The sequence below is a fragment of the Pseudomonas rhizoryzae genome (assembly GCF_005250615.1).
GTDB classification, from domain to species: domain Bacteria; phylum Pseudomonadota; class Gammaproteobacteria; order Pseudomonadales; family Pseudomonadaceae; genus Chryseomonas; species Chryseomonas rhizoryzae.
The window spans coordinates 1-26,329 of record NZ_SULM01000013.1 but is presented as its reverse complement, the minus strand read 5'-3'; the positions used below and the strand labels follow the sequence as shown (position 1 = coordinate 26,329).

At 59.6% G+C, this 26,329-nt stretch carries 22 protein-coding genes; 4 read left to right on the top strand and 18 right to left on the bottom strand.

Annotated elements, in window-relative coordinates; translation table 11 throughout:
* Positions 1-153: 153 nt before the first annotated feature.
* The 9 genes from FAZ11_RS20025 to FAZ11_RS19985 form a co-directional block, all read right to left on the bottom strand.
* A complete protein-coding gene (locus FAZ11_RS20025; RefSeq protein WP_058783954.1) occupies positions 154-3,228 on the bottom strand; it encodes an error-prone DNA polymerase in 3,075 nt (1,024 codons plus the stop codon).
* Entirely contained in the window at positions 3,225-4,640 is a 1,416-nt protein-coding gene (locus tag FAZ11_RS20020) for a Y-family DNA polymerase (RefSeq protein WP_058783955.1), read from the bottom strand. Before FAZ11_RS20020 ends, FAZ11_RS20025 begins: the two co-directional genes overlap by 4 nt.
* A gap of 12 nt (positions 4,641-4,652) precedes the next feature.
* Positions 4,653-5,285, bottom strand: a complete 633-nt coding sequence (gene imuA / locus FAZ11_RS20015) for a translesion DNA synthesis-associated protein ImuA (protein WP_137279507.1) — start codon at positions 5,283-5,285, stop codon at positions 4,653-4,655.
* Complete coding sequence (locus FAZ11_RS20010) at positions 5,278-5,721, bottom strand: hypothetical protein (RefSeq protein ID WP_058783957.1); 444 nt, start codon at positions 5,719-5,721, stop codon at positions 5,278-5,280. Before FAZ11_RS20010 ends, imuA begins: the two co-directional genes overlap by 8 nt.
* A gap of 533 nt (positions 5,722-6,254) precedes the next feature.
* Entirely contained in the window at positions 6,255-6,974 is a 720-nt protein-coding gene (gene arsH, locus FAZ11_RS20005; protein WP_181902084.1) for an arsenical resistance protein ArsH, read from the bottom strand.
* A gap of 14 nt (positions 6,975-6,988) precedes the next feature.
* Positions 6,989-7,459 carry an arsenate reductase ArsC gene (locus FAZ11_RS20000; protein WP_058783959.1) on the bottom strand — a complete coding sequence of 157 codons (471 nt, stop codon included), beginning with the start codon at positions 7,457-7,459 and terminating at the stop codon, positions 6,989-6,991.
* Between the two features lie 10 nt (positions 7,460-7,469).
* Positions 7,470-8,759: an arsenic transporter gene (locus FAZ11_RS19995; RefSeq protein WP_058783960.1), complete on the bottom strand. Its 1,290-nt coding sequence runs from the start codon at positions 8,757-8,759 to the stop codon at positions 7,470-7,472.
* Positions 8,760-8,778: 19 nt separating this feature from the next.
* Positions 8,779-9,129, bottom strand: coding sequence for a metalloregulator ArsR/SmtB family transcription factor (locus tag FAZ11_RS19990; RefSeq protein WP_058784047.1), 351 nt, complete (start codon positions 9,127-9,129; stop codon positions 8,779-8,781).
* 183 nt (positions 9,130-9,312) lie between these two features.
* A complete protein-coding gene (locus FAZ11_RS19985; RefSeq protein ID WP_437123555.1) occupies positions 9,313-11,556 on the bottom strand; it encodes a heavy metal translocating P-type ATPase in 2,244 nt (747 codons plus the stop codon).
* A 260-nt stretch (positions 11,557-11,816) separates the two neighbouring features.
* Here FAZ11_RS19985 and cadR point away from each other — a divergent pair, with 260 nt between their 5' ends.
* A complete protein-coding gene (gene cadR / locus FAZ11_RS19980) occupies positions 11,817-12,248 on the top strand; it encodes a Cd(II)/Pb(II)-responsive transcriptional regulator (protein WP_437123556.1) in 432 nt (143 codons plus the stop codon).
* A 280-nt stretch (positions 12,249-12,528) separates the two neighbouring features.
* On the opposite strand, the gene FAZ11_RS19975 is transcribed toward cadR, so the two are convergent.
* From FAZ11_RS19975 to FAZ11_RS19965, 3 genes are all read right to left on the bottom strand, one after another.
* Positions 12,529-13,935, bottom strand: coding sequence for an ISNCY family transposase (locus FAZ11_RS19975; protein WP_058783963.1), 1,407 nt, complete (start codon positions 13,933-13,935; stop codon positions 12,529-12,531).
* Positions 13,936-14,067: 132 nt separating this feature from the next.
* Positions 14,068-14,439: a GFA family protein gene (locus FAZ11_RS25730; protein ID WP_081320991.1), complete on the bottom strand. Its 372-nt coding sequence runs from the start codon at positions 14,437-14,439 to the stop codon at positions 14,068-14,070.
* Between the two features lie 14 nt (positions 14,440-14,453).
* Positions 14,454-15,083: a recombinase family protein gene (locus tag FAZ11_RS19965; protein ID WP_058783964.1), complete on the bottom strand. Its 630-nt coding sequence runs from the start codon at positions 15,081-15,083 to the stop codon at positions 14,454-14,456.
* Between the two features lie 394 nt (positions 15,084-15,477).
* On the opposite strand from FAZ11_RS19965, the gene FAZ11_RS19960 reads away from it, so the two are divergent.
* Positions 15,478-17,634, top strand: a complete 2,157-nt coding sequence (locus tag FAZ11_RS19960; RefSeq protein ID WP_158295283.1) for an AAA family ATPase — start codon at positions 15,478-15,480, stop codon at positions 17,632-17,634.
* A 430-nt stretch (positions 17,635-18,064) separates the two neighbouring features.
* On the top strand, positions 18,065-18,811 hold the full coding sequence (locus FAZ11_RS19955; RefSeq protein WP_137279505.1) for a hypothetical protein: 747 nt from the start codon (positions 18,065-18,067) through the stop codon (positions 18,809-18,811).
* 3 nt (positions 18,812-18,814) lie between these two features.
* On the opposite strand, the gene FAZ11_RS19950 is transcribed toward FAZ11_RS19955, so the two are convergent.
* From FAZ11_RS19950 to csiR, 6 genes are all read right to left on the bottom strand, one after another.
* On the bottom strand, positions 18,815-21,058 hold the full coding sequence (locus tag FAZ11_RS19950; protein ID WP_058783966.1) for a DEAD/DEAH box helicase: 2,244 nt from the start codon (positions 21,056-21,058) through the stop codon (positions 18,815-18,817).
* A gap of 104 nt (positions 21,059-21,162) precedes the next feature.
* On the bottom strand, positions 21,163-22,611 hold the full coding sequence (locus FAZ11_RS19945) for a DUF6094 domain-containing protein (protein WP_058783967.1): 1,449 nt from the start codon (positions 22,609-22,611) through the stop codon (positions 21,163-21,165).
* A gap of 54 nt (positions 22,612-22,665) precedes the next feature.
* The gene (locus FAZ11_RS19940; RefSeq protein ID WP_058767895.1) at positions 22,666-23,244 is read right to left on the bottom strand and encodes a hypothetical protein; all 579 of its coding nucleotides are present in this window, start codon (positions 23,242-23,244) and stop codon (positions 22,666-22,668) included.
* A 61-nt stretch (positions 23,245-23,305) separates the two neighbouring features.
* The gene (locus tag FAZ11_RS19935; protein ID WP_042133119.1) at positions 23,306-23,551 is read right to left on the bottom strand and encodes a hypothetical protein; all 246 of its coding nucleotides are present in this window, start codon (positions 23,549-23,551) and stop codon (positions 23,306-23,308) included.
* 77 nt (positions 23,552-23,628) lie between these two features.
* Positions 23,629-24,261, bottom strand: coding sequence for a DUF3275 family protein (locus FAZ11_RS19930; protein WP_058783968.1), 633 nt, complete (start codon positions 24,259-24,261; stop codon positions 23,629-23,631).
* Between the two features lie 344 nt (positions 24,262-24,605).
* On the bottom strand, positions 24,606-25,301 hold the full coding sequence (gene csiR, locus FAZ11_RS19925; protein WP_042133122.1) for a DNA-binding transcriptional regulator CsiR: 696 nt from the start codon (positions 25,299-25,301) through the stop codon (positions 24,606-24,608).
* A gap of 195 nt (positions 25,302-25,496) precedes the next feature.
* Here csiR and glaH point away from each other — a divergent pair.
* On the top strand, positions 25,497-26,329 hold an 833-nt coding region (gene glaH, locus FAZ11_RS19920; RefSeq protein WP_137283167.1), incomplete at its 3' end, for a glutarate dioxygenase GlaH.

The window sequence follows — 26,329 nt, the reverse complement described above, 5'->3', positions numbered from 1 at the left end:
AGCGTTCATTCGAGGGGTCGATTGATCAGGTCGAGGCTGTACACGTCTTGAATTGCCCCAAGCTTCGTTCCGGACTCAACCGTCTGATTAAGGCCGGAACGCTTCCCACTTCGTACCTGCGGCCTCTGATCACAATTCATCGGTGGTGAACGGCTAGTGAAAATCCCGACTGCGTGTATCCAACCCTTGAAGCAGCTCGCTGATGTCCTCCAGTCGGCCCGCCACTACATGCAGTACGCCGCCTCGTGTCTCGACAGTGCCATCCACGCGCATCAACTGAGATGCCACCAGCTCTCGCCGCTGGCGCTCTGCCAGGGTCCGCCACACCACCACGTTCACCATCCCATACTCATCCTCAAGGGTCACGAAGGTCACGCCGCTGGCTGTACCAGGCCGCTGCCGACCAACAACCAGACCGGCGACCCGCGCTGGCTGACCGTGGCGCCGCTCCTTCAGCTCCTTTGAGCTCATAAGCCGCCGGGCCGTAAGTTCCGGCCGCAGCAGGGTGAGTGGGTGGGGACCCAGAGTAGTGCCGAGAGACGCATAGTCCGAAGAGAGGTCTTCACCCACGGTCGGTGCCACCAGCTCCTGGATCTCTTCCTCCACCACTGCGCCCTCAGCAAAGAGGGGCAGCTGCGGCTCAACCGCGGCCATGGCCCAGCGTGCCTGGAACCGGTGCCCAGCCAGGCCTTTCAGTGCACCCGCATCAGCCAGGCACTCGCGGGCCTTGGCATCGAGGCCTGCCCGTAGGCACAGGTCAGCGACATCGCGGAATGGCCGCTGCAGGCGGGCTTGCTCAACTGCACGTCCTGCTTTTTCGGCCAAGCCGCGCACCATCCGCAAGCCCATCCGGATCGCCGGCTGCGAGCTATCAGCGACAGCCTCAAGACTGCAATCCCAGTCACTGCAGGTCACATCCACCGGCAGGGTCTGCAGCCGATGGCGCCGGGCGTCCTGCAGGATCTGGTCGGGGCTGTAGAAGCCCATGGGGTAGGAATTGATCAACGCCGCGGCGAAAGCGGCCGGCTCGTGGCATTTGAGCCAGCAGCTTGCATAGGTCAGCAGGGCAAAGCTGGCCGCATGGGACTCGGGAAAGCCGTAGCTGCCGAACCCCTCGATCTGGCGGAAGATGTCCGCGGCGTACTCGGCGCTGTAGCCGTTGGCGAGCATGCGGGAGGTGAGCCGCTCCCGATGGGGTTCCAGGCCCCCATGTCGCTTCCACGCCGCCATGCTGCGGCGCAGCTGATCGGCTTCGCCCGGGGTGTAGTCGGCGGCAAGGATGGCGAGCTCCATCACCTGCTCCTGGAACAATGGGACACCCAGCGTTCGGCCGAAGACGCGCTCGAGTTCCGGCGGGTAGCTGATCTCCTCCTGCCCCGTCCGCCGGCGCAGGTATGGGTGGACCATGCCTCCCTGGATGGGGCCCGGGCGGACGATGGCCACCTCGATCACCAGGTCGTAAAAGGTCTGTGGCTTCAGCCGCGGCAGCATGGCCATCTGGGCGCGTGACTCGATCTGGAACACGCCAAGGGTGTCCGCCCGGCTGATCATCGCGTAGGTCGGCTTGTCCTCCTGGGGCACGGTGGCCAGGGTCAGCTCCTCACCCCGGTAGCCCCTCACCAAGTCGAAGCACCGGCGCAGGGCACTGAGCATGCCCAGGGCGAGGATGTCGACCTTGAGCAGGCCCATGGCATCGAGGTCGTCCTTGTCCCACTGGATGACGGTGCGTCCTTCCATAGCCGCGTTCTCGACCGGCACCAGGGTATCCAGCGTCTGGTCGGCGATAACGAAACCGCCCGGGTGCTGCGACAGGTGCCGCGGGAATCCGATCAGCTCGCCGGTGAGCACCAGGATCCGGTGAAGGACGGGGCTATCAGGATCGAAGCCTGATTCGCGCAGTCTCTCCGGTGGCGGCAGGTTGTCCGTCCAGCGGCCGCAGCAGTCCGCCAGCGCGGTGATTTGATCCGGAGGCAGGCCCAGGGCCTTGGCCACGTCCCGCACAGCGCCCGCGGCGTGATAGGTGGACACCACCGCAGTGAGCGCAGCACGCTGCCGGCCGTAGCGGCGGAAGATGTACTGGATGACCTCTTCACGGCGGTCATGCTCGAAGTCGACGTCGATGTCCGGCGGCTCGTCCCGCTCATGGCTGATGAAGCGCTCGAACAGCAGGTTGATCCGGGTCGGATCCAGCTCAGTGATGCCCAGTGCAAAGCAGACGGCAGAGTTGGCGGCCGAGCCGCGCCCCTGGCAGAGGATCCCCTGCTGCCGTGCGAAGCGGACAATGTCGTGCACCGTCAGGAAGTAACTCTCGTATGCCTTGTCGGCGATCAGCTGCAGCTCCTTTTCGATCTGGGCTCGCAGCCGATCAGACAGGCCTTCGGGCCAGCGCCAGGCGCAGCCCTCCTCGGTCAGCACCCGCAGCCAGCTGGTGGCGGTATGACCTTCCGGTACCACCTCGCTGGGGTATTGGTAGCGCAGCTCCGCCAGGCTGAAGGTGCAGCGCTCTGCAATGCGCAGGGTCTCTTCCAGCAGCTCGGGCGGATAGCACCTCGCCAAGGCCTCACGGGTCCGTAGGTGGCGCTCCCCATTCGGGAAGAGCAGCTGACCGGCCTCGGCCACGGGGACGTGATGGCGGATCGCGGTGATGGTGTCCTGCAGGGCCCGGCGCCCGCGGCAGTGCATGTGCACATCACCGGTAGCCACCAGCCCTACGCCCAAGGCCGCACCCAGCCCCTGCAACTGCTGCAGCAGTACCTTGTCGTCCTGATCGAAGTGGAGCTCGGCAGCAATCCACAGCCGGCCGGGAAACACCTTTATCAACCAGCGCACCGCCTCCGCTTCCGCGTCGCGCTCCGGTACCCAGAGCGCGACAAGGCCGGCGACCTGGTCGAGGTCCTCGCGCAGCAGCCGGTAGCTGCCCTTTTCCGCGCGCCGGCGGGCGAGGGTGATCAGCCGGCACAGCTGCTGGTAGCCGTGCAGGTCTTCCACCAGCAGCACGAGCTTGGGGCCCTGGGCGACCTGGAACTCCGCGCCCACGATCAGCCGGACGCCATGCTTCTCCGATGCCTGCCAGGCGCGCACGATGCCGGCGAGGGTGCACTCGTCGGTGATGGCCAGTGCCTCATAGCCCATGGCCTTGGCCCGCTCGAACAGCTGATCGACGCTGGAGGCACCGCGCTGGAAGCTGAAGTTCGACAGGCAGTGGAGCTCCGCATAGCGGACTGTCACGCAAACCACCCCTGCACCCACCAGCCCGGCCCCTCCGCCGGAGACTGGAAGGCCCAGGCCGTACGCCCGTCGGCGAGCTCGAGCACGTAGTAGTCCCGACGGGCATCTTCACCGTCCCACCATCCGCTCTCGATACGCTCAGGCCCGCTCAGGACCCGTGACTGATCGACGTCCAGGGGTTCCGGCGCCGGTAGCAGCCAGCCAGGCCGCCGATTCGGCCCTAGTGCCTGGAGCGCCAACGAAGGCGTGTCGCGCCGCCAGGCCCGCTCCGGCCGGTGATCGCCCTGGGCGCCGACCGCATAGACCGCGTCGTCGCCCAGGCGAGAGCGCAGCCGCTCGCGCAGCTGCTCCCAGCTCACGGTCTGTTGCGGGCGCTCATCGAAGAGGCCGCGGTGCTGAGGGACGAACGAGGGCAGCTCGTCAGCGACCAGGCCGATCGCGAGTACCGGCTCCACCACCTGGGTGGGCTCCAGGCGTCCCCGGGCAAATTCGAACAGCAGCGCAGGGTCACGCTCCGGGGCGAGTAAGCCAACCACCACCTCCGTGGTCGGCGCCTCCCTATGCTCCAGCCGTAGGGTGAAGCGTTGGGCGCCCATGTCCCGGCCGGCGAGGTAGGTGGCCAGGTCCGAGGTCAGGCGACGCAGCGGGAACAGCAGGGCCTGCGTCGACTCGACCTCGAAGTTGAGTTCGATCCGCAGCCTGAAGGTGGCCGGGGGCAGGAAAAACTCCAGGGGCAGAACCTTGCTGCCCAGCATCTGATCGATGTGGTTCAGCAGACTCAGGGGAAAGCGCCGGGCGAGCTGCGCCCGGGATAGCGCCAGCACCTGGCTGAGCTGCCGAAGCCCCATGCGGCTCAAGGCCTGGACGATCTCGGGCTCGAAGCCAAGCAGCGCTACTGGCAGCGTGCGCATGGCGCTGGCCAGGCCTGCCTCGTCGCGAACCGCCAGGCTGTCGCCGGCGTTGGCCAACACCCGGGCGGCGACTGGGTTGGGTGCCAGGGTGATTCGGTGGCCGAAGCCCAGCGCCGTGAGCTCCTGGCGCAGCCTCGCTTCAAATCTTGGCCAGGGCCCGAAGAGCGGCAGGCTCGACTGCACCTCCAGCACCAGGGCGTCGGCGAAGTGCAGGCTCACCTGGGAGCTGAACCCGTACGCCCACGCCGCCAGCAGCTCGTGCTGTCGCCTCAGCGCCGCTTCGTCGTACTCCACCGTCGCAAACTGCGGGCAGATCGCTTGAGCCGCGGTGTAGGTCATCTGAGGCCGAAGGCCGAGCGCCAACGCCGCCGGGTTTGCCGCCTTGATGATCCGGCGTTGTATCGGCCCGTGGAGCAGTAACAGGGGTTCGTCCGGGTCAGGACAATTACGCAGTACGCCGTCCAGCGCAAACTGCGGAAAGTAAATGCAGGCCCATTTCATGGCAGTCGTCCCTCAATGCCAAACCCGATGCTCAAGGGCCGTCGCCGGTGGGTTGCCGCCGCGGCACTTGAGCACCCGCAGCTGCTGAGGCGAACCCTCGAGCACCAGGCGTAGCGCTGCAGGTGAGGCATTGACGGCTTCCCGCTGGTGGCGGAACGCAAACGCCAGGGTCTGCCCGGTCTCTGCAGCCACCTGCAGCCGGCGCAGCGCGCGATCGTCCGCACGGCTGGGCCAGCAGAGCACCGCACCACAGCTACCGGAGCGCAGGCACTGCTCAGCGGCCCACAGCACGTCCTTGCCCTGGACCTGGATGACGCTCAGCCGGCCGAGATCGACGCCGGCCTGCAACCAGGCGTGTGGGTAGAGCAGATAGGGAGGGGCGATTAGCACGACTCGCTCGCCGGTGGCGGTAAGGCGCGCCAGCGCCGGCCACACGAGCGTCAGCTCACCCAGGCCCGGCCGGGGGCTCAGGATCTCGGTCAGGGCGGCATCAGGCCAACCGCCGAGGGGTAGCTGGGCGTCGAGCGCGGCGTGCCCGGTTGGCTGGGTGCTGGCGTCGTCGACGTGAGGACTCTGCCCGCGCCATACGCGGCGACTGTCTAGCAGAAAGTCAAGCGCAACGACATTGGTGGCGGCGTTATCCATGCTGCACCCCCGCCGGCGCCGACGGCGAGCTGCCTCGTTCGGTAAGCAGGATCTGCAGCTGCGCACGCACCTTGAAGAGGTCTGCGTGCAGGACAGAGTTCATAGACTCCAGCCGCAGGATATGACGCTGGGCACGCGAGAGCGGGTCGTCGCGGTCGTCCGGAATGAGCCGGTCACCCCGTGGCACGTGGCGCTGGTTCTCTTCCTGTACGAACTGGACGTAGCGTAGTCGGTGGCGCTGTACCTCCGCCGTCAGGACATCCCGCTCAGCGACCAAAACCCGATTGGCACGCTGGGCTTGCCCCAAGCACTGACGCACCTGGTCCAGTTCTTCAGTCAGCAGATCAACGAGGTTGCGGCAATACATCAGCTCCGTAGGACGGAAGAGGGACTGCTGCTGCTCGAAGCTGTCCTGCTCATCACCAAGCATGTCCATAGCGGCCCACCTGCTCAATCCCTGAAGCCGTGACCTTCTGGTACTCGACAGAACGACCGGGACAACCGTGGCAGAGACGAGGAATGGGGCGCGAAGTGAACATGGGATAAACCTCCTTTCTGGGTACTGTATGGATAGACAGTAATCAGCGAAAGGGTTCCCAGCAAGCTTGACACCGACGAACGGTAGAAGCGAAGCGGCGGTTGCTGATACGACTTGATCTTCCGGTCGACCAAAAAGAGTGTGCATTTAGGGTAGACCGCAAGCCGTACGCATTGGGTGTGCCAGATTTCGTATGGATTAGGGTCTGGAGCCGTTGCCAAATGGCACACTGCCTTATTCACACATCAAAACCACACGCGCACGTTCCGTTTAGCATCAGGCTTGCTGTCAAGGCTAAGTACAGATGTCGCTCTGGCGGCCAAGTAGAAGTGTCAAAACAAGAGGTCAGTCGAACGGACCTTGATTCAGGATCTACCATAGCGCTGGGCTAGCTTGGTTAGCGCCCAGCGCTGGCTCCATCCGCTCAAATGCTAGATAGAGCGCTGATTGACTCTGGCCGATAAAGCGTCCGCGCTTTCTTTTCGCTCCGAGTAGCGATCAACGAGGTAATCCTCACGGCCACGAACCAGTAGGGTGAATTTCACCAATTCCTCCATCACATCGACTACACGGTCGTAATACGCGGAAGGCTTCATCCGGTCGGCGTCGTCGAACTCAAGATACGCCTTCGGCACGGATGACTGATTGGGGATGGTCAGCATCCGCATCCACCGCCCAAGAATTCTCATCTGGTTCACGGTGTTGAACGATTGAGAGCCGCCTGACACTTGCATGACGGCGAGTGTCTTGCCCTGCGTAGGCCGTACGGCACCCAGGGTCAGGGGAATCCAGTCGATTTGCGCCTTGAGCACCGCAGACATGGCGCCGTGACGTTCTGGTGAACACCACACCTGCCCCTCTGACCAGAGCACCAGGTCGCGCAGCTCTTGCACCTTGGGGTGGTCGGCCGGTGCGTCATCCGGTAAGGGGAGTCCGGAGGGATCGAAGATCACGGTCTCGGCGCCCATGCGCTGCAGCAGACGTGCGGCTTCTTGCGTCAGCAGGCGGCTGAATGAACGCTCCCTGTTCGACCCATAGAGCAGAAGGATTCGTGGCTTGGTATCAGAGGTGTCTGAAAGACCCAACCTGTTTGTGCTGGGCAGATCTAGCAGCGACAGATCGAGGGCCGGGAAGATCTCGGCAGATGCCATCTCTAAATCGCTCATCACAGTGCCCCGATCCGATCCAGTGCCTGCTTCAGCTCCGCGCCTTGAAGCGCTGCAAGATCCAGCGTGAAGAATGCCGCGAATCGCCTTTTGATGTGCTCAACAGTTGCGTCGAAAGCGGCCTGGATAGCCTCATCGCTGCCTTCTACATCGGAGGGGTCAGACAGTCCCCAGTGGCTCTTGATGGCTGGCCCAAAATACACCGGGCAAGGTTCACCGCCAGCCTTGTCACATACGGTGATGACGATATCGGGGGGCGTGTCGGCGAACACTTCAGATCCCTTGCTGTACAGGCTCGACGTGTCGATGCCCAAGCCTTGCAAAGTGCTTACCGCTCGTGGATTGAGTTTGCCACTCGGGAAGCTTCCCGAACTGATGGCGGTAAAGCCGGCCGGCGCCATCTGGTTGAACAACCCTTCGGATAAAACGCTGCGGCAGCTATTGGCCGTACACATGAACAGGATCTTCATAAGGTCACTCCTAAGCGGTGATGCTCAAGCGCACGGCGAGGGCTGCCAGCGTCGTGAGCAGAATGGGAAAGGTGAGTACACAGCCGACCTTGAAGTAGTAACCCCAGGTGATGCGGATGTTTTTCTGAGCCAAGACATGCAACCACAGCAGCGTCGCCAGACTGCCAATAGGCGTGATCTTCGGGCCCAGGTCGCAGCCAATGACGTTGGCGTACACCATGGCTTCATGTACAAGTCCCGTCACGCCACTGCCCTGGATCGACAAAGCACCGATCAGCACGCTGGGCATGTTGTTCATGACAGAGGACAGCAGCGCCGCGGTGAAACCGGTGCCCAATGTGGCAGCCCACAGGCCATGATCGGAAAAGGTGCTAAGCAAAGAACTGAGCCCCTCCGTCAGCCCGGCATTTTTCAGCCCGTAGATCACCAGGTACATGCCGAGTGAAAACAGCACGACCTGCCAGGGCGCGTTGATCAACACCTTGCGGGTCGAGATCACATGACCCTTCGTTGCAATGATCAGCAGCACCAGCGCACAGGCGGCGGCCACCGCGCTGATAGGAATGCCAAGCGGCTCAAGAGCGAACAAGCCGACCAGCAGGAGCACCAGCACCCACCAGCCAGCAATAAACGTAGGGCGATCCTTGATCGCCTCTTCTGGTCGGCGTAGCTCCTCGGGCGAATACGAAAGCGGCACCTCTTTTCGATAGAACCACCAGAGCATGCCCAAGGTTGCCACGACGCTTACCAGATTCACCGGCCACATGATCGAGGCGTACCGAGCGAACCCTATGTTGAAGAAATCCGCGGAGACGATGTTCACCAGGTTTGAGACAACCAGGGGAAGGCTGGCCGTGTCGGCAATGAACCCGGCTGCCATAACGAAAGCCAGGGTCGCCGCCGGGCTGAAGCGCAGCGCAGTCAGCATGGCGATGACGATGGGAGTCAAAATCAAAGCTGCGCCATCGTTGGCAAATAGCGCTGAGACAGCTGCCCCGAGGAGCACCATGAGCGCAAATAGGCGCGCACCACTGCCCCGGCCCCAGCGAGCCACGTGAAGCGCAGCCCACTCGAAAAAGCCCGCCTCATCCAGCAGGAGGCTGATGATGATGACCGCGATGAACGTTGCCGTGGCGTTCCACACGATGTGCCAGACCACCGGAATGTCACTGAGCGTGACAACACCCGTCACCAAGGCGAGTATCGCTCCGCCCGACGCGCTCCAGCCCACGCCAAGCCCGCGAGGTTGCCAGATCACCAACACCAGCGTGATGAGAAAAATTGCAATTGCCAACAGCATGTCAAGTCTCCGAAATCACTTAGCAACAGGAGGCCTGGCGTACCGGGCGACCTTCCATCGAAGCAAGGCGGCCCTGGTCTTCGCCAAGCCAAGAGCGATTCGCCTCGAGCGTTGCCTGGAGCACATCCATTGCCCATTGAGGCAGCTTCGGATGAAGGCGGTAGTAGATCCACTGACCTTGCCGGCGATCCTCCAGCAAACCGCAGACGCGGAGTTGAGCCAGGTGGCGAGAGACCTTCGGCTGACTATCGTCGAGCGCCCAAATCAATTCGCAAACGCATAGCTCGCCCTCAGCGGCGAGCATGAGCATGATCCGGACTCGTGTCTCGTCGGCGAGGCACTTGAAAAACGTATGCGGCTGGAGGTCCATGTGAGGCCTAGTCATTCAAATATTCGTATATTCGAATATACGAATATATTTTTGTGTTGTGAAGATCTCCTGCAGGTCATAGCCGACTAGAGGTGAAGATCGTGCGGACTACCCCGTGGTCGACTAACTGACCAGGTAAGTACGTTGGGCGGCTATGAGCCTGCTACGGGGCGATTGTCCTACTTATCGGCGCAGTAGCCTCAAGCCGTTGCCGACCACCAGCAGGCTGGCTCCCATATCGGCGAATACGGCCATCCACATGGTTGCTTGCCCCGTGAAGGTGAGCACCAGGAATGCAGCCTTCAGGCCAAGCGCGAGCACGATGTTTTGCAAGAGCACGTGAGCGGTGGCGTGAGACAGCCTGACGAAGGTCGGGATCTTGCGCAGGTCATCGTCCATGAGTGCTATGTCTGCTGTCTCGATGGCCGTGTCGGTGCCCGCAGCCCCCATTGCAAAGCCAATATTGGCGCGTGCCAATGCCGGGGCATCGTTGATACCGTCTCCTACCATGCCGACCTTACTGGACTGGGCAAGCTGTTCGACTTCGCGCACCTTGTCGGCCGGTAGCAAGTTACCTTGGGCGCGATCTATGCCGGCCTGAACAGCAATTGCTTGGGCGGTATGTGGATTATCGCCCGTCAGGATCACGGTCTGGATACCCAGCGCATGCAGCTCGGCTATCGCACTGCGACTGCTGTCCTTGATGGTGTCGGCGACAGCAAAGATCGCCAGTACATCGTCAGCCCCTACCAGCATCACTACGGTCTTGCCCTCGCGTTCGAGCGCGGTGATACGTTGTTTCAGGTCCGCGGAGCCTCCCCCCAATCCGTCGACCATTCGATGGTTGCCAAGATGATAGATCTCTCCATTGATCACACCGCGTACGCCCTGGCCAGGCAGCGCGGCAAATTCCCCGACCTCTCGCAGCACCACACCGTCGCCGATGGCGGCTTTCGCGATGGCTTTGGATACCGGATGATCAGAGCGGCTGGCGAGACTCGCTGCAATGCTGCGACTGCTGTCGGTCAAGGCGCTGTTCAGGGAGATGGCATCGGTCTGCTCGGGTTTGCCGTGGGTGAGCGTGCCGGTCTTGTCCAAGGCTAGCCATCGCAGCTTGCGACCATCCTCCAAGTACACCCCACCCTTGATGAGGATGCCTTGACGTGCTGCGGCAGCCAGCCCGCTGACAATGGTGACCGGGGTGGAAATGACCAAGGCGCAGGGGCAGGCCACCACCAGCAGAATCAGGGCCCGATAGATCCACTCCATCCAAGCTGCGCCCAGAAGCAGGGGCGGCAGTACCGCCACGGCAATGGCCAGCACGAAAACGGCAGGCGTGTACCAGCGGGCGAATTGATCGACGAAGCGCTGGGTTGGAGCGCGGCTCCCTTGCGCTTCTTCCACCATTTGGATGATGCGTGCCAAGGTGGAGTTACCGGCCATCGCCGTGACGTGGTATTCGAAGGACCCCGATTCGTTGATGGTGCCGGCATAGACCGGGTCGCCAGGGACCTTTTCAACGGGAAGGCTTTCCCCGGTGATCGGCGCTTGGCTCACAGTGGACCCGCCCTCTAGCAGCACGCCATCGAGGGCGATGCGCTCGCCCGGCCGCACTCGCACCCGGCTACCGATTGCGACCTGCTTGGCCTCCACAGCGAGCCAACTACCGTCAGGCTGCTGCACCGTGGCTTGCTCAGGGGCTAGGTCGAGTAGATCCCGGATGGCATTGCGGGCACGATCCAGCGACTTAGCCTCAATGACCTCGGCGAGGGCGAACAACACCATCACCATCGCCGCCTCCGGCCAATGGCCGATCAACATGGCCCCGGTGACGGCAATCGACATCAGGGCGTTCATGTTGAGGTTGCGGTTTTTAAGCGCTATCCAGCCCTTCTTGTAGGTGGACAAGCCGCCCATGGAGATGGCAATCAACGCCAACACCAGGACCGACCAGTGATTGCCACCTAGATACCAGTACACGCCCTCTGCGGCTATTGCAGCAGCAAGAGAGAAGCCGAGCTGCAGCCACGGCGTCGAGTCGCTATAGGCCCTGGATGGTGGAGTGCGATAATCCTGGGTATCCAGCTCTAGGGCCTCGAAGCCTAACGACTGGATCGCATCGAGTATCTTGACTCGTGCGCTGGCGGTATGACGCACAGTCAATGTGCGCTGTATTAGATTGAAGTCCAGATCGACTACACCAGGCAGAAGGGCGAGCTTGTTTCGAATCAGGGTCTCTTCGGTAGGGCAATCCATCTGGGCGATGCCAAGACGGGTAATCTGCGTGCTTGGTTCGTCTCCCTGAAGCACCGCCCGCATACCGACCGCCGACAGGGCTTCTTCTATCGGGGACAACGACGGCAGGTTGTGCCGCACGATCAGCGTGCGCTGCATCAGGTTGAATTCTAAGCCGACCACGTCAGACATGCCGCCCAGCCTGCGCCGAATGAGCGCTTCCTCTGTGGGGCAGTCCATGTTCTGGATGAGGTAGTGAGCTTCCTTAGCCTCGGCCAAGGCGCTGGCCGTCGATTCGGGCGTAAGGAGAGGGCCTGATGCGGCCGAGCTGCAACCGCATCCCTTTGATCCGCAATCGCTCATGTCCAGACCCCACTTTCATCGTTGAAGGGGGAGCATTACAATCCCTATAGCTACTATAGAGTCAAGCGCTCAAGGCGGTCGAAGTGGAAATGAGAATTGGGGAGCTAGCCCGGCTCACAGGATGCGAAGTCGTGACCATCCGCTACTTTGAGAAGGAAGGGCTGCTGTCGGCACCAGCACGTAGCGGCGGGAATTACCGGTTGTACAGCAAGGCCCACCTTGAGCAATTGCAGTTCGTTCTGCACTGCCGCACGCTGGACATGACGCATGCCGAGATACGCGCTCTGCAGGGGCTGCGGGATAACCCCACCCAAGACTGTAGCGAGGTCAACGCACTGCTGGACTCACATCTTCAGCAGGTGGAAGAGCGAATCGCGGCATTGCTGCAGCTAAAGCAGCACATGGCTGCTTTACGTAAAAGGTGCGGTGGAGCCCGCCCCATTGAGTCCTGCGGCATTCTGCAAGGGCTAGCAGATTGTTCCAGCCATACTAAGGTCGCCGGTGGGGTTACTGGTTTCTGAGTTTGGCGTTCGACAAGCGCCGAACACCGCCGGCTTGCCTTCAACCGCAGTCCGTATCTTTCAGGTCTCCACCCGGAAAGCGTGTATTCCAACGCTCTGCGCATACCTATTGAGCGTGTCCAGCGAGCGAAATACCCTGACCAACTCCCGTCGCGAGCGGAGAGGGAAGTGCCGGCTTTCTTTGCTGTAGCGTACCTGCAGTTGCCATCCATGTCCGTCGGGGCCTGGAACAGCTCGTACATCCCATGCGGCCCCGGCAGCCACCAAAGCACTGAGTCCTTCAGCGCTGATCGATTGACGCATGGCGGCTCCGCTTCGGCAGTGAGCCTTGCTGCAGAGCAGCTAGGATGTCCTCTGGCATGAACTCTTTGGCCTTCTTCTTCGGCGGCTCCTGGCGTTGCGCTTTGGTTGGCTTCGGATTGCCCGGTACCGCTTGGGAACGACGGCTATCGCGCTGCTCTTGCATCCGCTGCGCGACCTGCAGAACGTGCCCCAGCCGCTTATTATCGACGATAGCGCCCTGGTTGACCTCGGGCAGCTGATCGAGGATGCCATAGGGCAACGCAGCGCCTTCCGATCGCACCTCGATTTGGCCGTCCGGGTAGTGATAGATCTCGGCGTAACGGCCGGCCAATGCACGCGTCTGCGGCGTATCGTGCAGGACAAAGAGGCGCTTGTCGTATTGCAGCGTGAGGCTCTTCGACACTCTCCGCGGCTCGCGCCACGTGAAGATAAGGGTCAGGTCCTCGTCGCCGCGGATTGGGCGGTGGGAATCAAAATCAGAGCGGGGCGGTTTGGCGAATCGCCGGTTGTAATCAACCATGAACAGCGGGAGATAGGCGTTCGCGGCCTCGACAGTGCTGATATGTCGCAGTCGCAGCTCCTTGACCAGACGATCCTGCAAGGTGAGGTGAGCACGTTCGACACGCCCCTTGGCCTGGCTGGAGTTAGCGCAAAAGGTATCGATATTCAGCTCGAACATGGCCCGAGCGAAGTGCGTGTGGCCAGCGCCGCCCTGGGCGTCCTTGTTGTTGACTCGGAACACACTAGCCTTGTCGCTGTAGAGCGCCAAGGGCTTCCCGTGGTGCTCCAAATAGGCCCGGGTAGCCTGAAAGTAGCTGAAGGTCGATTCGCTGCGGGCGAAGGCCAGGTGCATCAGGCGACTGGTGGCATCATCGATGTAGACCAGCAGGGTACATGCCGGCGCTCGGTCCTCGAACCAGCGATGATCGCTGCCATCGATCTGGATCAACTCGCCCAGGCAGGCTCGGCGATTGCGTGGCTGGTACACCTTGGGCGGGCGCTGCCGACGAGGCGTCCACAATCCCGCATCCATCATGATCCGCCTGACCGTTTCTTTGGCCATACGCAGGCCGTGGCACTCGGCCAGCTTCTCGGCGGCGAGCGTAGGGCCAAAATCCTGATAGTGCGCGCGGATCAGATTCGCGGCACGCCGCTCAAGGCCTGGACGCAGCTGATGGTTGCTGGGCTGGCCGCGCTTTCTGGAGGTGAGCCCTAGAACGCCAGCTTCGCGGTAACGCTGGACCAGGCGGTGAATTTGCCGGGTACTCAACTGCAGGCGTTGGGCGGCACGGGTAGGCGTGAGGAAACCCTCGGTCACCGCCTGGATGACCTTGAGACGATCAACTTCACGTAGGCTCATCGTGATCCGCTCGTAGGCTGACATCCTGATCGCTCCGCGTCGACTGGAAAACCGGTAGGCTAGCCGCTGCAAGTGATCGGGACATTTCTATCTGGCTGGATCGCGACATTACTATTTGGCCGTAACAAGCCGGCTACGGATAAGTAGCGATTATGTTTAATCTAGATACTGCCAGGTGTCTGCACCATCAAACCGCCTGATGGGCACGTCACCCATAGGGCCGGCTTCAAAGTTGTTCAGGTTAACGCCGCACTCGGACCGTGGTTGGTCTGGTGCAGACTCCCAATGGGATACACAGCCGCAAACCCTGCATCTGTAGGTCAGAATTGTCTTCTGTCCCCACTCATAGGCTTGCGTGTGCTCTGGATGACCCTTGAACGAAACAGCGCTGTGATCATAGATGGCCCAGATTGCCCCCAATCGGCGGCAGATTGAGCAATTGCAGCTGATGGCATGGTTGGGCTTTGAAAACAGCGTCAGCTGTACTAAACCGCAGTGGCAGGTCCCAATGAGGCGTTCTTTACTCATAGTTATGTCGGTCTTCACTGAGCGGCGTAAAGGATGGTCCGGCACCGATTGACGGTACTGGTGGAGCACTGGAGTAGCTTAGCCGTCCCACGCACAGACATCCCTCTGTCCAGGCATTCGCGGATCCGCGCGTGCAGCTGCTCATCCCTTGGCCTGCCCTTATAGATCCCCGCCGCCTTCGCCTTGGCGATACCCTGGGCCGCCCTGGCCCTGCGCGTCTCATAATCTTTCCTGGCGAACGCCGCCATGAATTCCAAGAACATCTGGGATAGAGCCCGCGTCATCCACTCTTGCAGGCCATCGCCACCGGCCGCCGCTGGCCGGATCAGTGCATGGGTCAGCGGTAGATCGAGGGAAACCACCTGCAGGCCCGCCCGGGCGATCCGGTCGCGCAGCTGGTCCCAGGTCGCACGGTCAAGACGGGACAGCCGGTCGACAGCTTCCACCAGCAGCACGTCCCCAGGCTCGGCATCGGCCAGCAGGCGCAGCAGTTCGCGACGATCCAGCAGGGTGCCGGAAGCGTTCTCGACGTAGGTCGCCGCGATCCGGGCGCCGTGCTCGGCGGCGAACGCGCGCAAGGCCTCCCGTGCTCGGGTGGCGTCCTGATCGTCGGTCGAGGCGCGAAGGTAGGCACGAACGAACATGGCGGGCTCCGGTGTAGTCGTTTGGAGTATCGAAATATACCTGTAGTCGTTTGGGTCCGCCTGACTACTTTTCGCCACGTCTTCGGGTGCCCTGATTGGCGTATCGCTTGAGGTACAGCCAAAAGCCTCTGCTAAAACAGTTGACTTTTGCACGGACGGCAAAATTCTTCCGGCCAAAATTAGCCGCTCGTCAAGACAGCTTCAGATCTCGCTCTGCCCGTCGAAAACAAGGTAGACAGGTAGGCTTATCCACCCTGTCAAGCGCTCTGGGGAGAGTACATGGAATGCCGATATGCGAGCTTGGAACCTATCCAAAGGTATTCCCTAGTCAGCCCATAACTGCACCTTGTCAATAGAAATAATACAAAGCCATTTAACAGTCAGGAGTATGATCATGATCACGGAGTTGAACATAGATGGCGTTGCCAGTTACAAGTCAAGGTCTACTATTGCGCTCACCAATAAGACGTCTTTGATCTACGGATTAAATGGAGCAGGAAAAAGCACCATCTCCGAATATCTATATGACCCCAGCGCGGCGAGATTTGCAAAGTGCAGTATGAAAACGAGCTATGCTTGCGAAACGCTCGTATACAATCAAAGCTTTCTTAATGACTATTTTTACGAGGCAGATAGCTTAAAAGGAATATTTACTCTTTCAAAAGAAAACAAGTCTGTTCTCCAGCAAATCGAAACCGAAACAAAGAACCTGGAGAAAAATCTGGCTGCTCAACAGGAAAATTCAAAGCTGACCTTGGAAGTAAATGAAAGGGTAAGCCAGGAAAAAACAAAGGCCAGTAACAAGGTTTGGTGGGTTAAAACAAATTTTACGGGAGGTGATCGTGTTCTCGAGTTTTGCCTGGATAACCTAAAAAGAACAGAGCTACTTTTTCAGTATATTGTTGGATTACCTTTGCCTAGTGATGAGCCTAATTACACGGCTGAAGATTTGAAATCAGAAGCATCATCTATTGAGGGGGAGGCTGCAGTTTCCTTCTCAAATGTTCCAGTTCTTTCGGCTAGCTGGCTGACTATCGAAGAGGATTCATTATGGTCAAAGGTTATAGTCGGTAGCAAAGATGGATCAGTTGCAGAGTTTATCGCGAAGACCGGCAATTCTGATTGGGTAAAGCAAGGGCTTCAGTACCTCTCAGATGATAAAGATTCCCAAGCATGCCCATTTTGCCAGCAGGAAACAATCAAGCAAAATATTATCGACTCAATACGCCGCGTTTTTGATGAGGCTTACGAACGGGATATCAAGCAGCTTGAGACAATCAAAGATCGCTATGAGACGGAAACATCAAATCTTAATACTCAAGATATTTCGAATCTTCCGTTTGCTACCAAAGAGGTTGTAGAGGCTTGGACTGCCGCCTGCGAAGCTCTAAAAGCAGCTGTACGCGAGAATATTCTTCATATTGGCAACAAGATAAAAAGCCCTAGCACATCGGTTGTCCTTGCCGATACGAAGCCTGCGGTCGATTTGATTAACGATATTATCAATGATTTGAATGGGAAGATTAGTACACACAATGATAGGCTGGCTAATAAGAAAAAAACCAAAGACGACATAAAGTCTCGCTTCTGGAGGCTGATGCGCTGGGAATTTGATCAGACGATTTCCGCCTATCTGCAAGCAGTATTGGAGCTTGAAGAAGATGCTAGCAAAATAAATGAGGAAGCTGCCGAGATAAATACAAGGATTGCAGAATCTAAGCGTAAGATTGCCTCACTTAGAAGGCAGACAGTCAATATTGAAGAGTCAATCGAGAATATTAACTTAGGGCTTTTAGAGATTGGCATTGATGGGTTTTTGGTGGTGCCGTATGGAGAGAATTTTTATCGAGTATCTCGCGCCGCCGATCAATCAAATGCTTTTCACTCACTGAGCGAAGGTGAAAAAACAGTTATTAGTTTTCTTTATTTCATAGAACTTTGTAAGGGGCAGAAAACGGCTGGTGCAGTCCCTCGAGCTAGAGTGGTTGTGATTGATGATCCCATTTCCAGTCTCTCTCACCTTTACGTTTTTAATATTGGGCAGCTAATCAAGAAGAATTTCGTAAATAACGATTTGTATAAGCAAGTCGTTGTGCTAACGCATAGCTTATATTTCTTTTATGAGTTGACTCACGCGAACCACAAAGTGCGCGGAGAGAGTCAGCACTTATTTAGAATTTTTAAGAATGCAAATGGTAGCTGTGTGGCGACAATGCGGTATGAGGAGATTCAAAATGACTACCAGTCCTATTGGTCAATCATAAAAGATAAAACATCTCCGCCGGCGCTAATAGCTAACTGCATGCGTAACATCGTTGAATATTTCTTTAATTTCGTTCAGAAGAAGGATTTCAATAATGTTTTTCAGGCGCCTGCTTTGTCCGCTGATAAATTTGCTACTTTCTACAGATACATGAATAGGGAGTCTCACTCCTTGGGTCAGAATATATTTGACATAAAGGAGTTTGACTACGAAGTGTTCAAGGATGGCCTAAGGTTGATTTTTGAAGAGTGCGGTTACTCCGAGCACTACCAAGCCATGAATAAATAGCTAAAAGCTTGAAAGGCATTGGCCCGTACGAGGTCGCAGATATTTAACCTGCGACCCTATTTAGGGTGTCTTGGTTCTTCTCTTATGGGCCATTTAAGCGCGCAGTAATATTCAGTTGACGAGTTGCGTAGCTAAGAATCTGGTCGCTGGTTAGAGGAGGCTTATTGTCAATAGATGTATTTCACGGGATGCTATTTCCGCTCGATAACTATCTTTTTTGTGGACTTTTGCAGTCAATGGCTTGCTACGGGCGACAGGCGGTATGTAGTCATTGAGCCATATGCAAAAGAAAGCTGGTAGCTCGGGTGTAAAAGGCAAAGCTCAGCCTGGATGGCTGCAAGCGCCTCATTGAACTACAGTAGAATCGAACCGTGGTCGGGCGTTGCGATATCGCCTCTAAAAAATTTCAAGGATAATTATGGACGTTCCAATGCCGGAAACCCTATATTCGTACTGGCCGCTAGCAGCGCTTGTTGGAGGGCTGTCCGCATTTGGCGCGGTTCTTAAAGTCGTTAGAGGTGCATGGGACTTTCACTATGACTACATAACTAGGCGGCACCTTAAGCGTATGGTCGAATTGTTGCCGTTGACTGATATAGGCAGCCAGCAGCAAAAGTTCTTGCGACTGGTCATCAATGGAGAGATTTTCAAAATTGCTTCAGGAGTGAAAGCTAGTGATCGTGACGCATCCGCTCTCATGTGTTTATGCGAATATGGTTTATTGGCTTCTAATCAGGTAAAGAGAATCGCGCCATTCGTTAGATTATCCGCTGACGGCAAAATTTCTATTCAGATCGGTAAAATAGATAAAGCGTTTATGATTTACGCTGCTATTAGTGCTGGCGTGGTGTTTTTCTATAGCCTTACGGTGTTTGCGAGGCTTAGCTACTTAGGTGTCACAGAAAGTGCCCTTTTACCAATGTTGGTAGGAACAGGTTTTTTCATTGGGTGCTCATTTGTAGTTCGCTATTTTCTAAAGGATGTTCGAATCTACCGAGCAGCAAAGCGGATTCAGGAAGGCCTGAAAAATAATCCGTTGCCCCCGAGCGCTGCATTGGATAGGCCGAATCAGTTGATGAATGACTTGGCTATTGCTCAGGAGATATGCGATGTCCCTAGACCAAGCAGCAACGTTCCCAGCAGTATGGAGGAAAAGAACCCCTCCGAAGAGGGGTGATTATCAGCTATTAATGAGTTGCCTAGCTAATGCCACCTCGACCGAATCACCGTCTTGGTTCAACGCATCTAGCCCTGACTCTGGAACGTCGCCTGATGTGCTCTGAGCCACTGCGATCTTCTTGGCCATCAGCTGCAGGCAGGTGATCTGCGAGCTACCGGCATAGCCGAAGAACAGCACACGTACCGCCTGCTTCTGGCCGATCCGCCACGACCGGCGCGCGGCTTGCTGCAGGGTGTAGACGTTGTAACCCGTCTGCAGGAAGACGATGGTCGGAAAGTCCAGCAGATCCAGCCCGGTCTTCACCAGCTCCGGGTTGGTGACCAACACGTCGACGCCGCGGTCGACCTGGTCGAGGATCCAATCCTCGCGCCTGGCCGTGTCCACCGAGGCACGCAGTACCGCCACCTTCAAACCCGCCTGCTCGAGCAAGCGCTTGAGCCGGCTGGTTGTGTCCCGGGTGCCGCTGTAGACGGTGTACGCCAGCACCTTACGGCCCAGTGCCTTCTCCTGACGGCACAGCTCGATCAGCGCCTCCTCCTTGGGGCTGGCCTGGTCTTCGTCGAAGATCGCGTCGACCCTGGCCAAGGTGTCCCGAGTCCGAGGGTGTTTCACCACCTCCGGCCGGAAACAGCAGTCCGGCCAAGCCAGCAGCACGTTGAGCACCACCCCGAGTAGCGTGGTGTCTCGCCGTGCCAGGGCCTGGCGAAGCTCCGCGGTCAGTTTGCCAGCGAGCTGCCGATAGGCCGCGTCCTGGTGCGCCTCCATCGGGATGTCTACGAACTCCTCCTGGTACGCCGGCAGCACATTGCCGCCGATGTCCTTGAGCTTGAGAAACACGGTAAAGGGCAGCACGAAGCGGTGGATGCCCTTGGGGCCGAAGCCTGGGGCCTTCACAGTCCGCACCGAGAGCTTCTTGCCCCGAGCCGTCTTGTGCGACTGGCTGTCGCGCTCGGTGTAGATGTCCTTGAGCACGCCGTGGTCGCGCATGAACGACATGGCCGCGGGGGCCATGCTGCCGCGTGCGTTCGGTCGGTAGCCGTCCTCGATCATGCGCCGGGAGAGGATCCGGAACAGGAGGTAGAACAGGTCGTCGGCGTAGCCGCCCATGAGCGTGCCCGTCAGCAGCAGCGTCTTGCGCGCTTTCGCTGCCAGCACCCCCATGGCCTGGCCCTGGGCCGAACCGCTGTTCTTGTACTCGTGTCCCTCGTCCACCACCAGCAGGTCGAAGTAACCGTCCGGGAGGTAGCGCTTGATGAACTCGGTCGGCTGGTAGCCGCCCTCGCCAAAGCCGAATTCCAGGTTGGCCATCGCCCGCTCCATGCGCTTAGCCTGGCGGTCACTGAAGACGAAGTTGCCCTTGGCGTCCATCAGGTTGATGAACTCGTGGACGTTGTCAGCCAGCATGGTGGCGAGAAACTCTTCGCCGAAGTCCGCCACCAATTTCTCGGCCCGGATGGGACCAATGGTCGGTATGCGGCACATCGACTTGAGCATCACGCTGCGCCTGTCACCGCAGGCGGCCTTGCCCGGGCGCATCAGCGTCCAGAGGGGCGCCTTGCACTTCGGGCACTGCCGGCGCCGCTCCTCGCGCTGGAAGTCTTCCAGGGTGAGGTAGTTGCCTTCCTCGTCCTCGAGCACGCGACCACAGTCAGTGCAGCAGGCCAGTCGTCTTCCGCCGGCGGCGCGGCGCGTACCGCACGCCAGCCGCCAGTGGAAGCCCATCCGCATCCGCACGCGGCCCAGGATGAAAAACTCCTGACGACCATCGTAGGGCTCGCCCAAGGCCTGGCGGAGCTTGAGCAGCTTCACCAGGGTGTCCGGCCCGTTGAGCACCCACACGCGCGCGCCCGGGACGGTTTCGAGGATCTCCCGCCGCCACTTGTAGACCAGGTGGGGCGGCGAGACGACCAGGGTGCGGCGATAGCCCTCGGCGTGAAGTACAGCGGCCACGGCGATGGCCATCATGGTCTTTCCAGTCCCCATCTCGGCGTTGATGATGCCGGCGTGTTCGCCGCGGTCGAGCAGCAGCGCGGCAATCGCCTGGACGACATCGGCTTGCGCCGGGAAGGGTGTGCGTTTGAGACCTGCCATCACGGCTTGGCGTCCGGGGTGAGCGGCGCCGGCATAGACGGGTGGGTTGGAGCGGTTGAGGGAGTCGAGCAGACCCTCGCCGAACTCGGCGATGAAGTCGGTCAGGCTGACGGTGGTGAGCAGAGCCGGTTGGCCAGCGTTGAGGTCGGTCATGTGGATCTCCTGGGATGAGAGACGGGCACGACCGACCCCGGACGGGTATCGGCGTACCCAAGGGGTTGAGGTGATGGAACGGTTCCGCCAGCGGGCGGTGTTGTTTAGTAGTCGGAGGGCAACAGCAGTGTGGTAACGCTGCGGTCAGCTTCGGTGATGATCCAGAGCCGGGGCTCGTCGGACATCGGGGTGTCGTAGCTTGAGAACAGCCGATTGCCCAGGCGCAGGGCCTGGTCGTTACTGTGTTTGTCCTCTTGGTCAAGCTCGCCCCAGTCCGCCTGCAGATGACGCCGCAGGTAGGTCGCGGGGTTGAGCTCACCGCGCTCCACCAGGTCGCTTACCGCTGCCGTCATGACGATCCGACCAGGGTCGAAGCGTCCAGCCGGTAGCCGGAGCGGTTCAGGTGCTGCCGGTGCGGGTGGCTCGGTCGCCGGCGCCGACGTAATGGTCAGAACCTGTCCCAGCGTCTGAGATCCTGGTGTCATGTCCCAGGCCCGGATCACGGGCACGAAACGGTCGGTCAGGATCCGCGATTCCAGGACGTTGCCGTCCTCATCCTCGGTGATCTCGGTGCGGCTGACCTTTTCCTTGTAGGTGTCGCCCTTGAGTACCAAGACGCGCCCATTGGGAGAGGTGACCACGCCCGAGATCGCTCCGGCCGCGAGGGCCAGGGCCAGGTGCCATTGCGACAGCGCCTTGACCGGTGGTCGTGGTACTTGGCCAGCCTGGCCAAAGTGTAGGGTGAAGTCGCTCCAGAGTCCGCCCAGTCGACCTGTCTCCAGGGCGAGCTGCTCGTGCTCCAGGGTGACGCGGTAGAAGTGCTCCAGCTCCGTGACGGCGGCTGGCACACCATAGGGTTCCCCGAGCCATACCTCCGGCAGCGGTTCGGCCACGGTCTCGCCGCTACCGATCGCACGGAAGCACTCTCGGGTTGCCTTGACGTCAGCGGGTCTCGCCAGGTCCTGCCGGCGAATCCGGATACCGAAGATCACTACCTGCTTGAAGGTTGGATCCGCGGCCGCATGGATCTGCAGGCTGGTGAAGTGGTTGCAGAGCCAGCCACACAGCTCATCGTCCAGAACGTAGTGCGGCACGATCAGCACCAGGGTGCCCCCGTACTGCAGCAGTGGTAGCGAGCGCTGATAGAACAGCTTCTCCAGGCGCCGGCGGCCGCTGCCCTGATACTGGGCGGCACCGCTGTGGTCGGCGACCAGGTCGCCATAGGGTGGGTTGAGCCAGAGCAGCCCAAAGGCCTGCCGCGTGACGATGGTATCCATGAGGTCGCCCTGCAGGACGCGATCAAGCAGGCCGCGAGCGTGCTCGGCGCGCTCTCGATCGTACTCCACCGCGCAGGCCTGAACGCGCTCACGCCCGAGGGTATGAGCGGCTTCCGCCAGGGCCACCCCTTCGCCGGCGCACGGATCGAGGATCCGCATGGTGCCATTGGCGGCAGGGCCCAGGGCCTGCAGGGTACGTTCGAGGGTGACCTCATCGGTGGGGTAATAGCCGTTCTTGGCGAAGTTGCGCGCCAGGCGCGGAAACATCAGGGCCATGGTCGGAGCTCCAGTGTTGGGAAAGTGAGGGGGGAGGGGCCGCGAACGGCCGGATCAGGAGGTGGTGAGCTGGCCCACGCGGATGCGCTGGCCAAGGTGGTACTGCAGCTCGTCGAGCTTGAGTCGAAGTCGCCAGCCGGCCAGTTCGCCCAGGGCGCCGGGCAGGCGCTCGAGCATCTGCTCCTGCAGGAGCAGCTCCATGACCGGCTCCTGCCAGTGCGGCAGGAGAGGGAGTGGGCAGGTGTCGACCACCAGCGGCCAGAGGCTGGTCAGGGGGTCCATGTTTTCGCGCACCAGGGCGTAGGCCAGGTGATTGGCGCGGTCCGGTACCGCGCAGCGCTCATCGAACAGCCAGACGTGAAGCAGGCTGCCAAACAGGGTGCCGCGCAGCTGGCGAGTCGTGCGTTTCTTCAGCCGCTCAGCGTCCGGAAAAACCGGCAGGCTGCGACCGCTCTGGACCAGGTGGAATTGCTCGAGGCCGCCTTCGCTGCGTCCCAGGGTGAGCCTGGCCAGGAATTCCTGGACGGCGGTGTCACGGCCCCAGGCCGAGAGAAAGATCAGCCGCCGTTCTTCATCGCAGACGCAGGCGTCCACCAGCAGATCGGGGCACTCATCAATAGGGTAGAGGGGCATCGTCAGCTCCTGAGGGAGGCAACGCGCCCTTCGGGGCGGTTGCCCCGAAGTGGGTGATAGATCAGCTGGATGACTGTAGGAAAGCGGCCATCTGCGTGAAGAAGTGATCGACAACGGATTGATCGCCGTCGGCGAAATGAAGCCATACGGCAGTGTCTTTGCCCTCTTCATCAGTGACGACGTGATCGGCGCACTCGATGTCGTCCGAGTCACTGCTGACGAAAATGATCTCTACCGGGAGACCCGCGTAGGTACCTTGTATGGCTCCGCCGCAGATGTCCACGACCAGGCGTACAGGTTCATGCATAGGGAAGGTCCTTGTGGTGATGGCCAGGCCTTCCCGCTGGGAGAGGTCCCAGCCGGGTGTGGTTGTGAAGGGTGAGGTCAGGCCGCTCGATTCCAGGCCTGCGACTTGAAGTCCATGTTGTAGCCCAGCTCGCCCAGCCGGTGGCATTGCTGACGCAGGCGTTGCCGGTCGACCGTGGAGTCCAGCCGCACGGTCTCGCCCAAGGGCCAGACGGTGCCGAAGAGCTCCTGGTCAGCTTCATCGACATCCGGCTCAGGTGTCAGCTGAGTAGAGGCTGGTGATGCCGGCATCCCGAAGGGTGCGTTGTCGTCTGCAGGTGCGACCGGAGCGCTGGCAGGCCTGGCTGGACGAGAGGGTTGTGGTCGAGCCTTTGGCGGGGGCGCCGCAACAGGTTGCTCTTCATCGAGTGGATCTGGTGACTGCGCATCGATCTGCGCGTTGTCGTAGGCCGTCAGGGTGTCGAGGTCCTCGAGCACCATGCTGTCCAGGCGCGCGCGAATCTCGATGACCAGGCGGCCGCCGGTGCTGTAGGACGAGGCACGGATCTCGGTGATGACGAACTCGCCGCGGTACTTGCCCTCGACGTGTTGCTCGAGCACAGCGTCCTTGATGACGAATTCGCCAATAGAGGTAGAGAGGCGGCCGACGTTGAAGGCGCCGTTGCGTCCCTGGATGGTGCGGATGGCCAGATGGCCGGGGATCTTGATCATGGCGGTCCTCGTAAAAAGGGGGCACGCCATGCCCAGCAGGGGGATGGGTACCCTGTGGGAGAAAACGGTGAGAGGTGCATCCATCGGCGGAGCCGACCGCTTGCGCTACCGGATGCTCGGCAAGCTTGGGGTTGGATCAGCGCAAGGCGCTGTGGTCTTGAGATCCTGACCACCTGGGCATGGCTAACAAAGTCAGCGCACCTTTAGATGATTCTGAAAGCGACGCCCGGCTTCGTCAATGTCCTGGGGTAAAGAAAGGCACCCCGAAAACGTTTGACGGGCAGTTGGTACTGTAGAGCTTTTAGGATCAGCACAAAGACTAGCGGCCACCTGTCCTTCGGGCCCTAAAGCATGCTTGAACCTTGTGCCTTTAATAGCTCACCAATTATGGGTACCGGAGTCATGAGGTGCTGGCGCATCATCTCGCTCGCCCGTATGGCGTCGCGGGCGAGGATAACCTCGACCAGCGCGCTGTGTTCCTGGCGCTTCAAAGCCAATGCCTCATCAGAAAAAACCGTCTGCGTCAGCCAGAGATGGCGATAACGCTCGGCTTGGTCGAACAGATAGCTACGTGCTTGTAGCAACTGTTTGGACCCGCAGCCTGTGGCAATCGCCGTATGGAAAGCCTTGTGCCGCTCGTCCCACAGGTTGAGTCGCTGCTCGGGCGTTTTCACATCGACCACTTTGGCAAGTGTATGGGCACTGGACAGCACGGCCGCTTCCCAGGCGTCGTCACCACGGGCGATAGCCAGGGTAACGATCATCGCCTCCAGGTGAGCTCGGGCGTCGTAGATGTCGTTCAGCTCAGCTACCGACATGGAGGCGACGCGATAGCCCTTCTGGCTAATTGCCACCACCAGGCGCTCGGCAACCAGCTGTGACAAGGCTTCCCGTAACGGTCCGACGCCGAGCTCGTAGCGCTCCTTGAGCGTACTCATCAGCAGCTTTTCACCCGGCTTGAAGAGGCCTCGAATGATGTCTTGCTTCAGCCAAGCGTAGCCATTGAGGGAAGAGTTCTGTCGAGGGTTGAGCGCTTCCAAATGTCTGCTCCTGAGGATCTATCGACGGATGATAGCAAAGCCTCACGCAACCCTTAATGCTCGGCGGAGATACAATTTATACAAAAATAAAAAAATGTAGACATTTTTTCATTTTGGCGATAATCTTGATCCTGCTGATGGGAAATGGTCCCTAACCCAACGGCATCCCCCTTCTCTTTGCATAAGGACAAGACCATGAACGCCTTCACTCCGATCGAAGACCTTGTGATGCCGATGCCACTGGAAACCCGCGGCTACACCCTCGCCGCCTCGGCACAGTCGCCCCGGCTGCTGGAGTTGACCTTCGCTAAGGAAACCGTGACTGCCTTCGTAGAGGCTGTCGCGCAGTGGCCGGTACAGGCGCTGGAATACAAGTCCTTACTACGCTTCCGCGTAGGCGAGATCCTGGATGACCTCTGCGCCAGCACCCTGCGTCCAGTGCTACTTAATACGCTGCTCAGTCGGTACAGCGGCGGCATGTTGATCAAGCCACTGGGCCTGGATGACGTCGCCCAAGCAGATGACATGGTCAAGTTCGCGACCGCCTGCGCTCATCTGGTAGGCCGCTCCAACTACGACGCCATGAGCGGCCAGTTCTATGCCCGCTTCGCCGTGGTAAACACGGACAATTCCGACAGCTACCTGCGGCAACCGCACCGGGTGATGGAGCTGCACAACGACGGCACCTTCGTCGATCAGATCACCGACTATGTGCTGATGATGAAAATCGATGAGCGCAACATGGAGGGTGGCAACTCGCTGCTGCTACACCTCGATGATTGGGAGCAGTGCGAGGAATTCTTCCAGCATCCCATGGCGCGTCGCGTCATGCGCTGGACCGCCCCGCCGAGCAAGAAGGTGACCGAAGACGTCTTTCACTCGGTTTTCGACACCGATGCAGAAGGTCGGCCTACCCTGCGCTACATCGATCAGTTCGTCCAACCGGCCAATTTCGAGGAAGGCATCTGGCTGAATGCGCTGTCGGAATCTCTAGAAGGTAGCGAGCGCAAGCTGTCCATACCGGTACC

Coding starts and splice junctions, on each gene's coding strand:
- FAZ11_RS20020 (WP_058783955.1), bottom strand. CDS start 4,640: ATGAAATGGGCCTGCATTTACTTTCCGCAGTTTGCGCTGGACGGCGTA.
- imuA (WP_137279507.1), bottom strand. CDS start 5,285: ATGGATAACGCCGCCACCAATGTCGTTGCGCTTGACTTTCTGCTAGAC.
- FAZ11_RS20010 (WP_058783957.1), bottom strand. CDS start 5,721: ATGGACATGCTTGGTGATGAGCAGGACAGCTTCGAGCAGCAGCAGTCC.
- arsH (WP_181902084.1), bottom strand. CDS start 6,974: ATGGCATCTGCCGAGATCTTCCCGGCCCTCGATCTGTCGCTGCTAGAT.
- FAZ11_RS20000 (WP_058783959.1), bottom strand. CDS start 7,459: ATGAAGATCCTGTTCATGTGTACGGCCAATAGCTGCCGCAGCGTTTTA.
- FAZ11_RS19995 (WP_058783960.1), bottom strand. CDS start 8,759: ATGCTGTTGGCAATTGCAATTTTTCTCATCACGCTGGTGTTGGTGATC.
- FAZ11_RS19990 (WP_058784047.1), bottom strand. CDS start 9,129: ATGGACCTCCAGCCGCATACGTTTTTCAAGTGCCTCGCCGACGAGACA.
- FAZ11_RS19985 (WP_437123555.1), bottom strand. CDS start 11,556: ATGTCTGACGTGGTCGGCTTAGAATTCAACCTGATGCAGCGCACGCTG.
- cadR (WP_437123556.1), top strand. CDS start 11,817: ATGAGAATTGGGGAGCTAGCCCGGCTCACAGGATGCGAAGTCGTGACC.
- FAZ11_RS19975 (WP_058783963.1), bottom strand. CDS start 13,935: ATGTCAGCCTACGAGCGGATCACGATGAGCCTACGTGAAGTTGATCGT.
- FAZ11_RS25730 (WP_081320991.1), bottom strand. CDS start 14,439: ATGAGTAAAGAACGCCTCATTGGGACCTGCCACTGCGGTTTAGTACAG.
- FAZ11_RS19965 (WP_058783964.1), bottom strand. CDS start 15,083: ATGTTCGTTCGTGCCTACCTTCGCGCCTCGACCGACGATCAGGACGCC.
- FAZ11_RS19960 (WP_158295283.1), top strand. CDS start 15,478: ATGATCACGGAGTTGAACATAGATGGCGTTGCCAGTTACAAGTCAAGG.
- FAZ11_RS19955 (WP_137279505.1), top strand. CDS start 18,065: ATGCCGGAAACCCTATATTCGTACTGGCCGCTAGCAGCGCTTGTTGGA.
- FAZ11_RS19950 (WP_058783966.1), bottom strand. CDS start 21,058: ATGACCGACCTCAACGCTGGCCAACCGGCTCTGCTCACCACCGTCAGC.
- FAZ11_RS19945 (WP_058783967.1), bottom strand. CDS start 22,611: ATGGCCCTGATGTTTCCGCGCCTGGCGCGCAACTTCGCCAAGAACGGC.
- FAZ11_RS19940 (WP_058767895.1), bottom strand. CDS start 23,244: ATGCCCCTCTACCCTATTGATGAGTGCCCCGATCTGCTGGTGGACGCC.
- FAZ11_RS19935 (WP_042133119.1), bottom strand. CDS start 23,551: ATGCATGAACCTGTACGCCTGGTCGTGGACATCTGCGGCGGAGCCATA.
- FAZ11_RS19930 (WP_058783968.1), bottom strand. CDS start 24,261: ATGATCAAGATCCCCGGCCATCTGGCCATCCGCACCATCCAGGGACGC.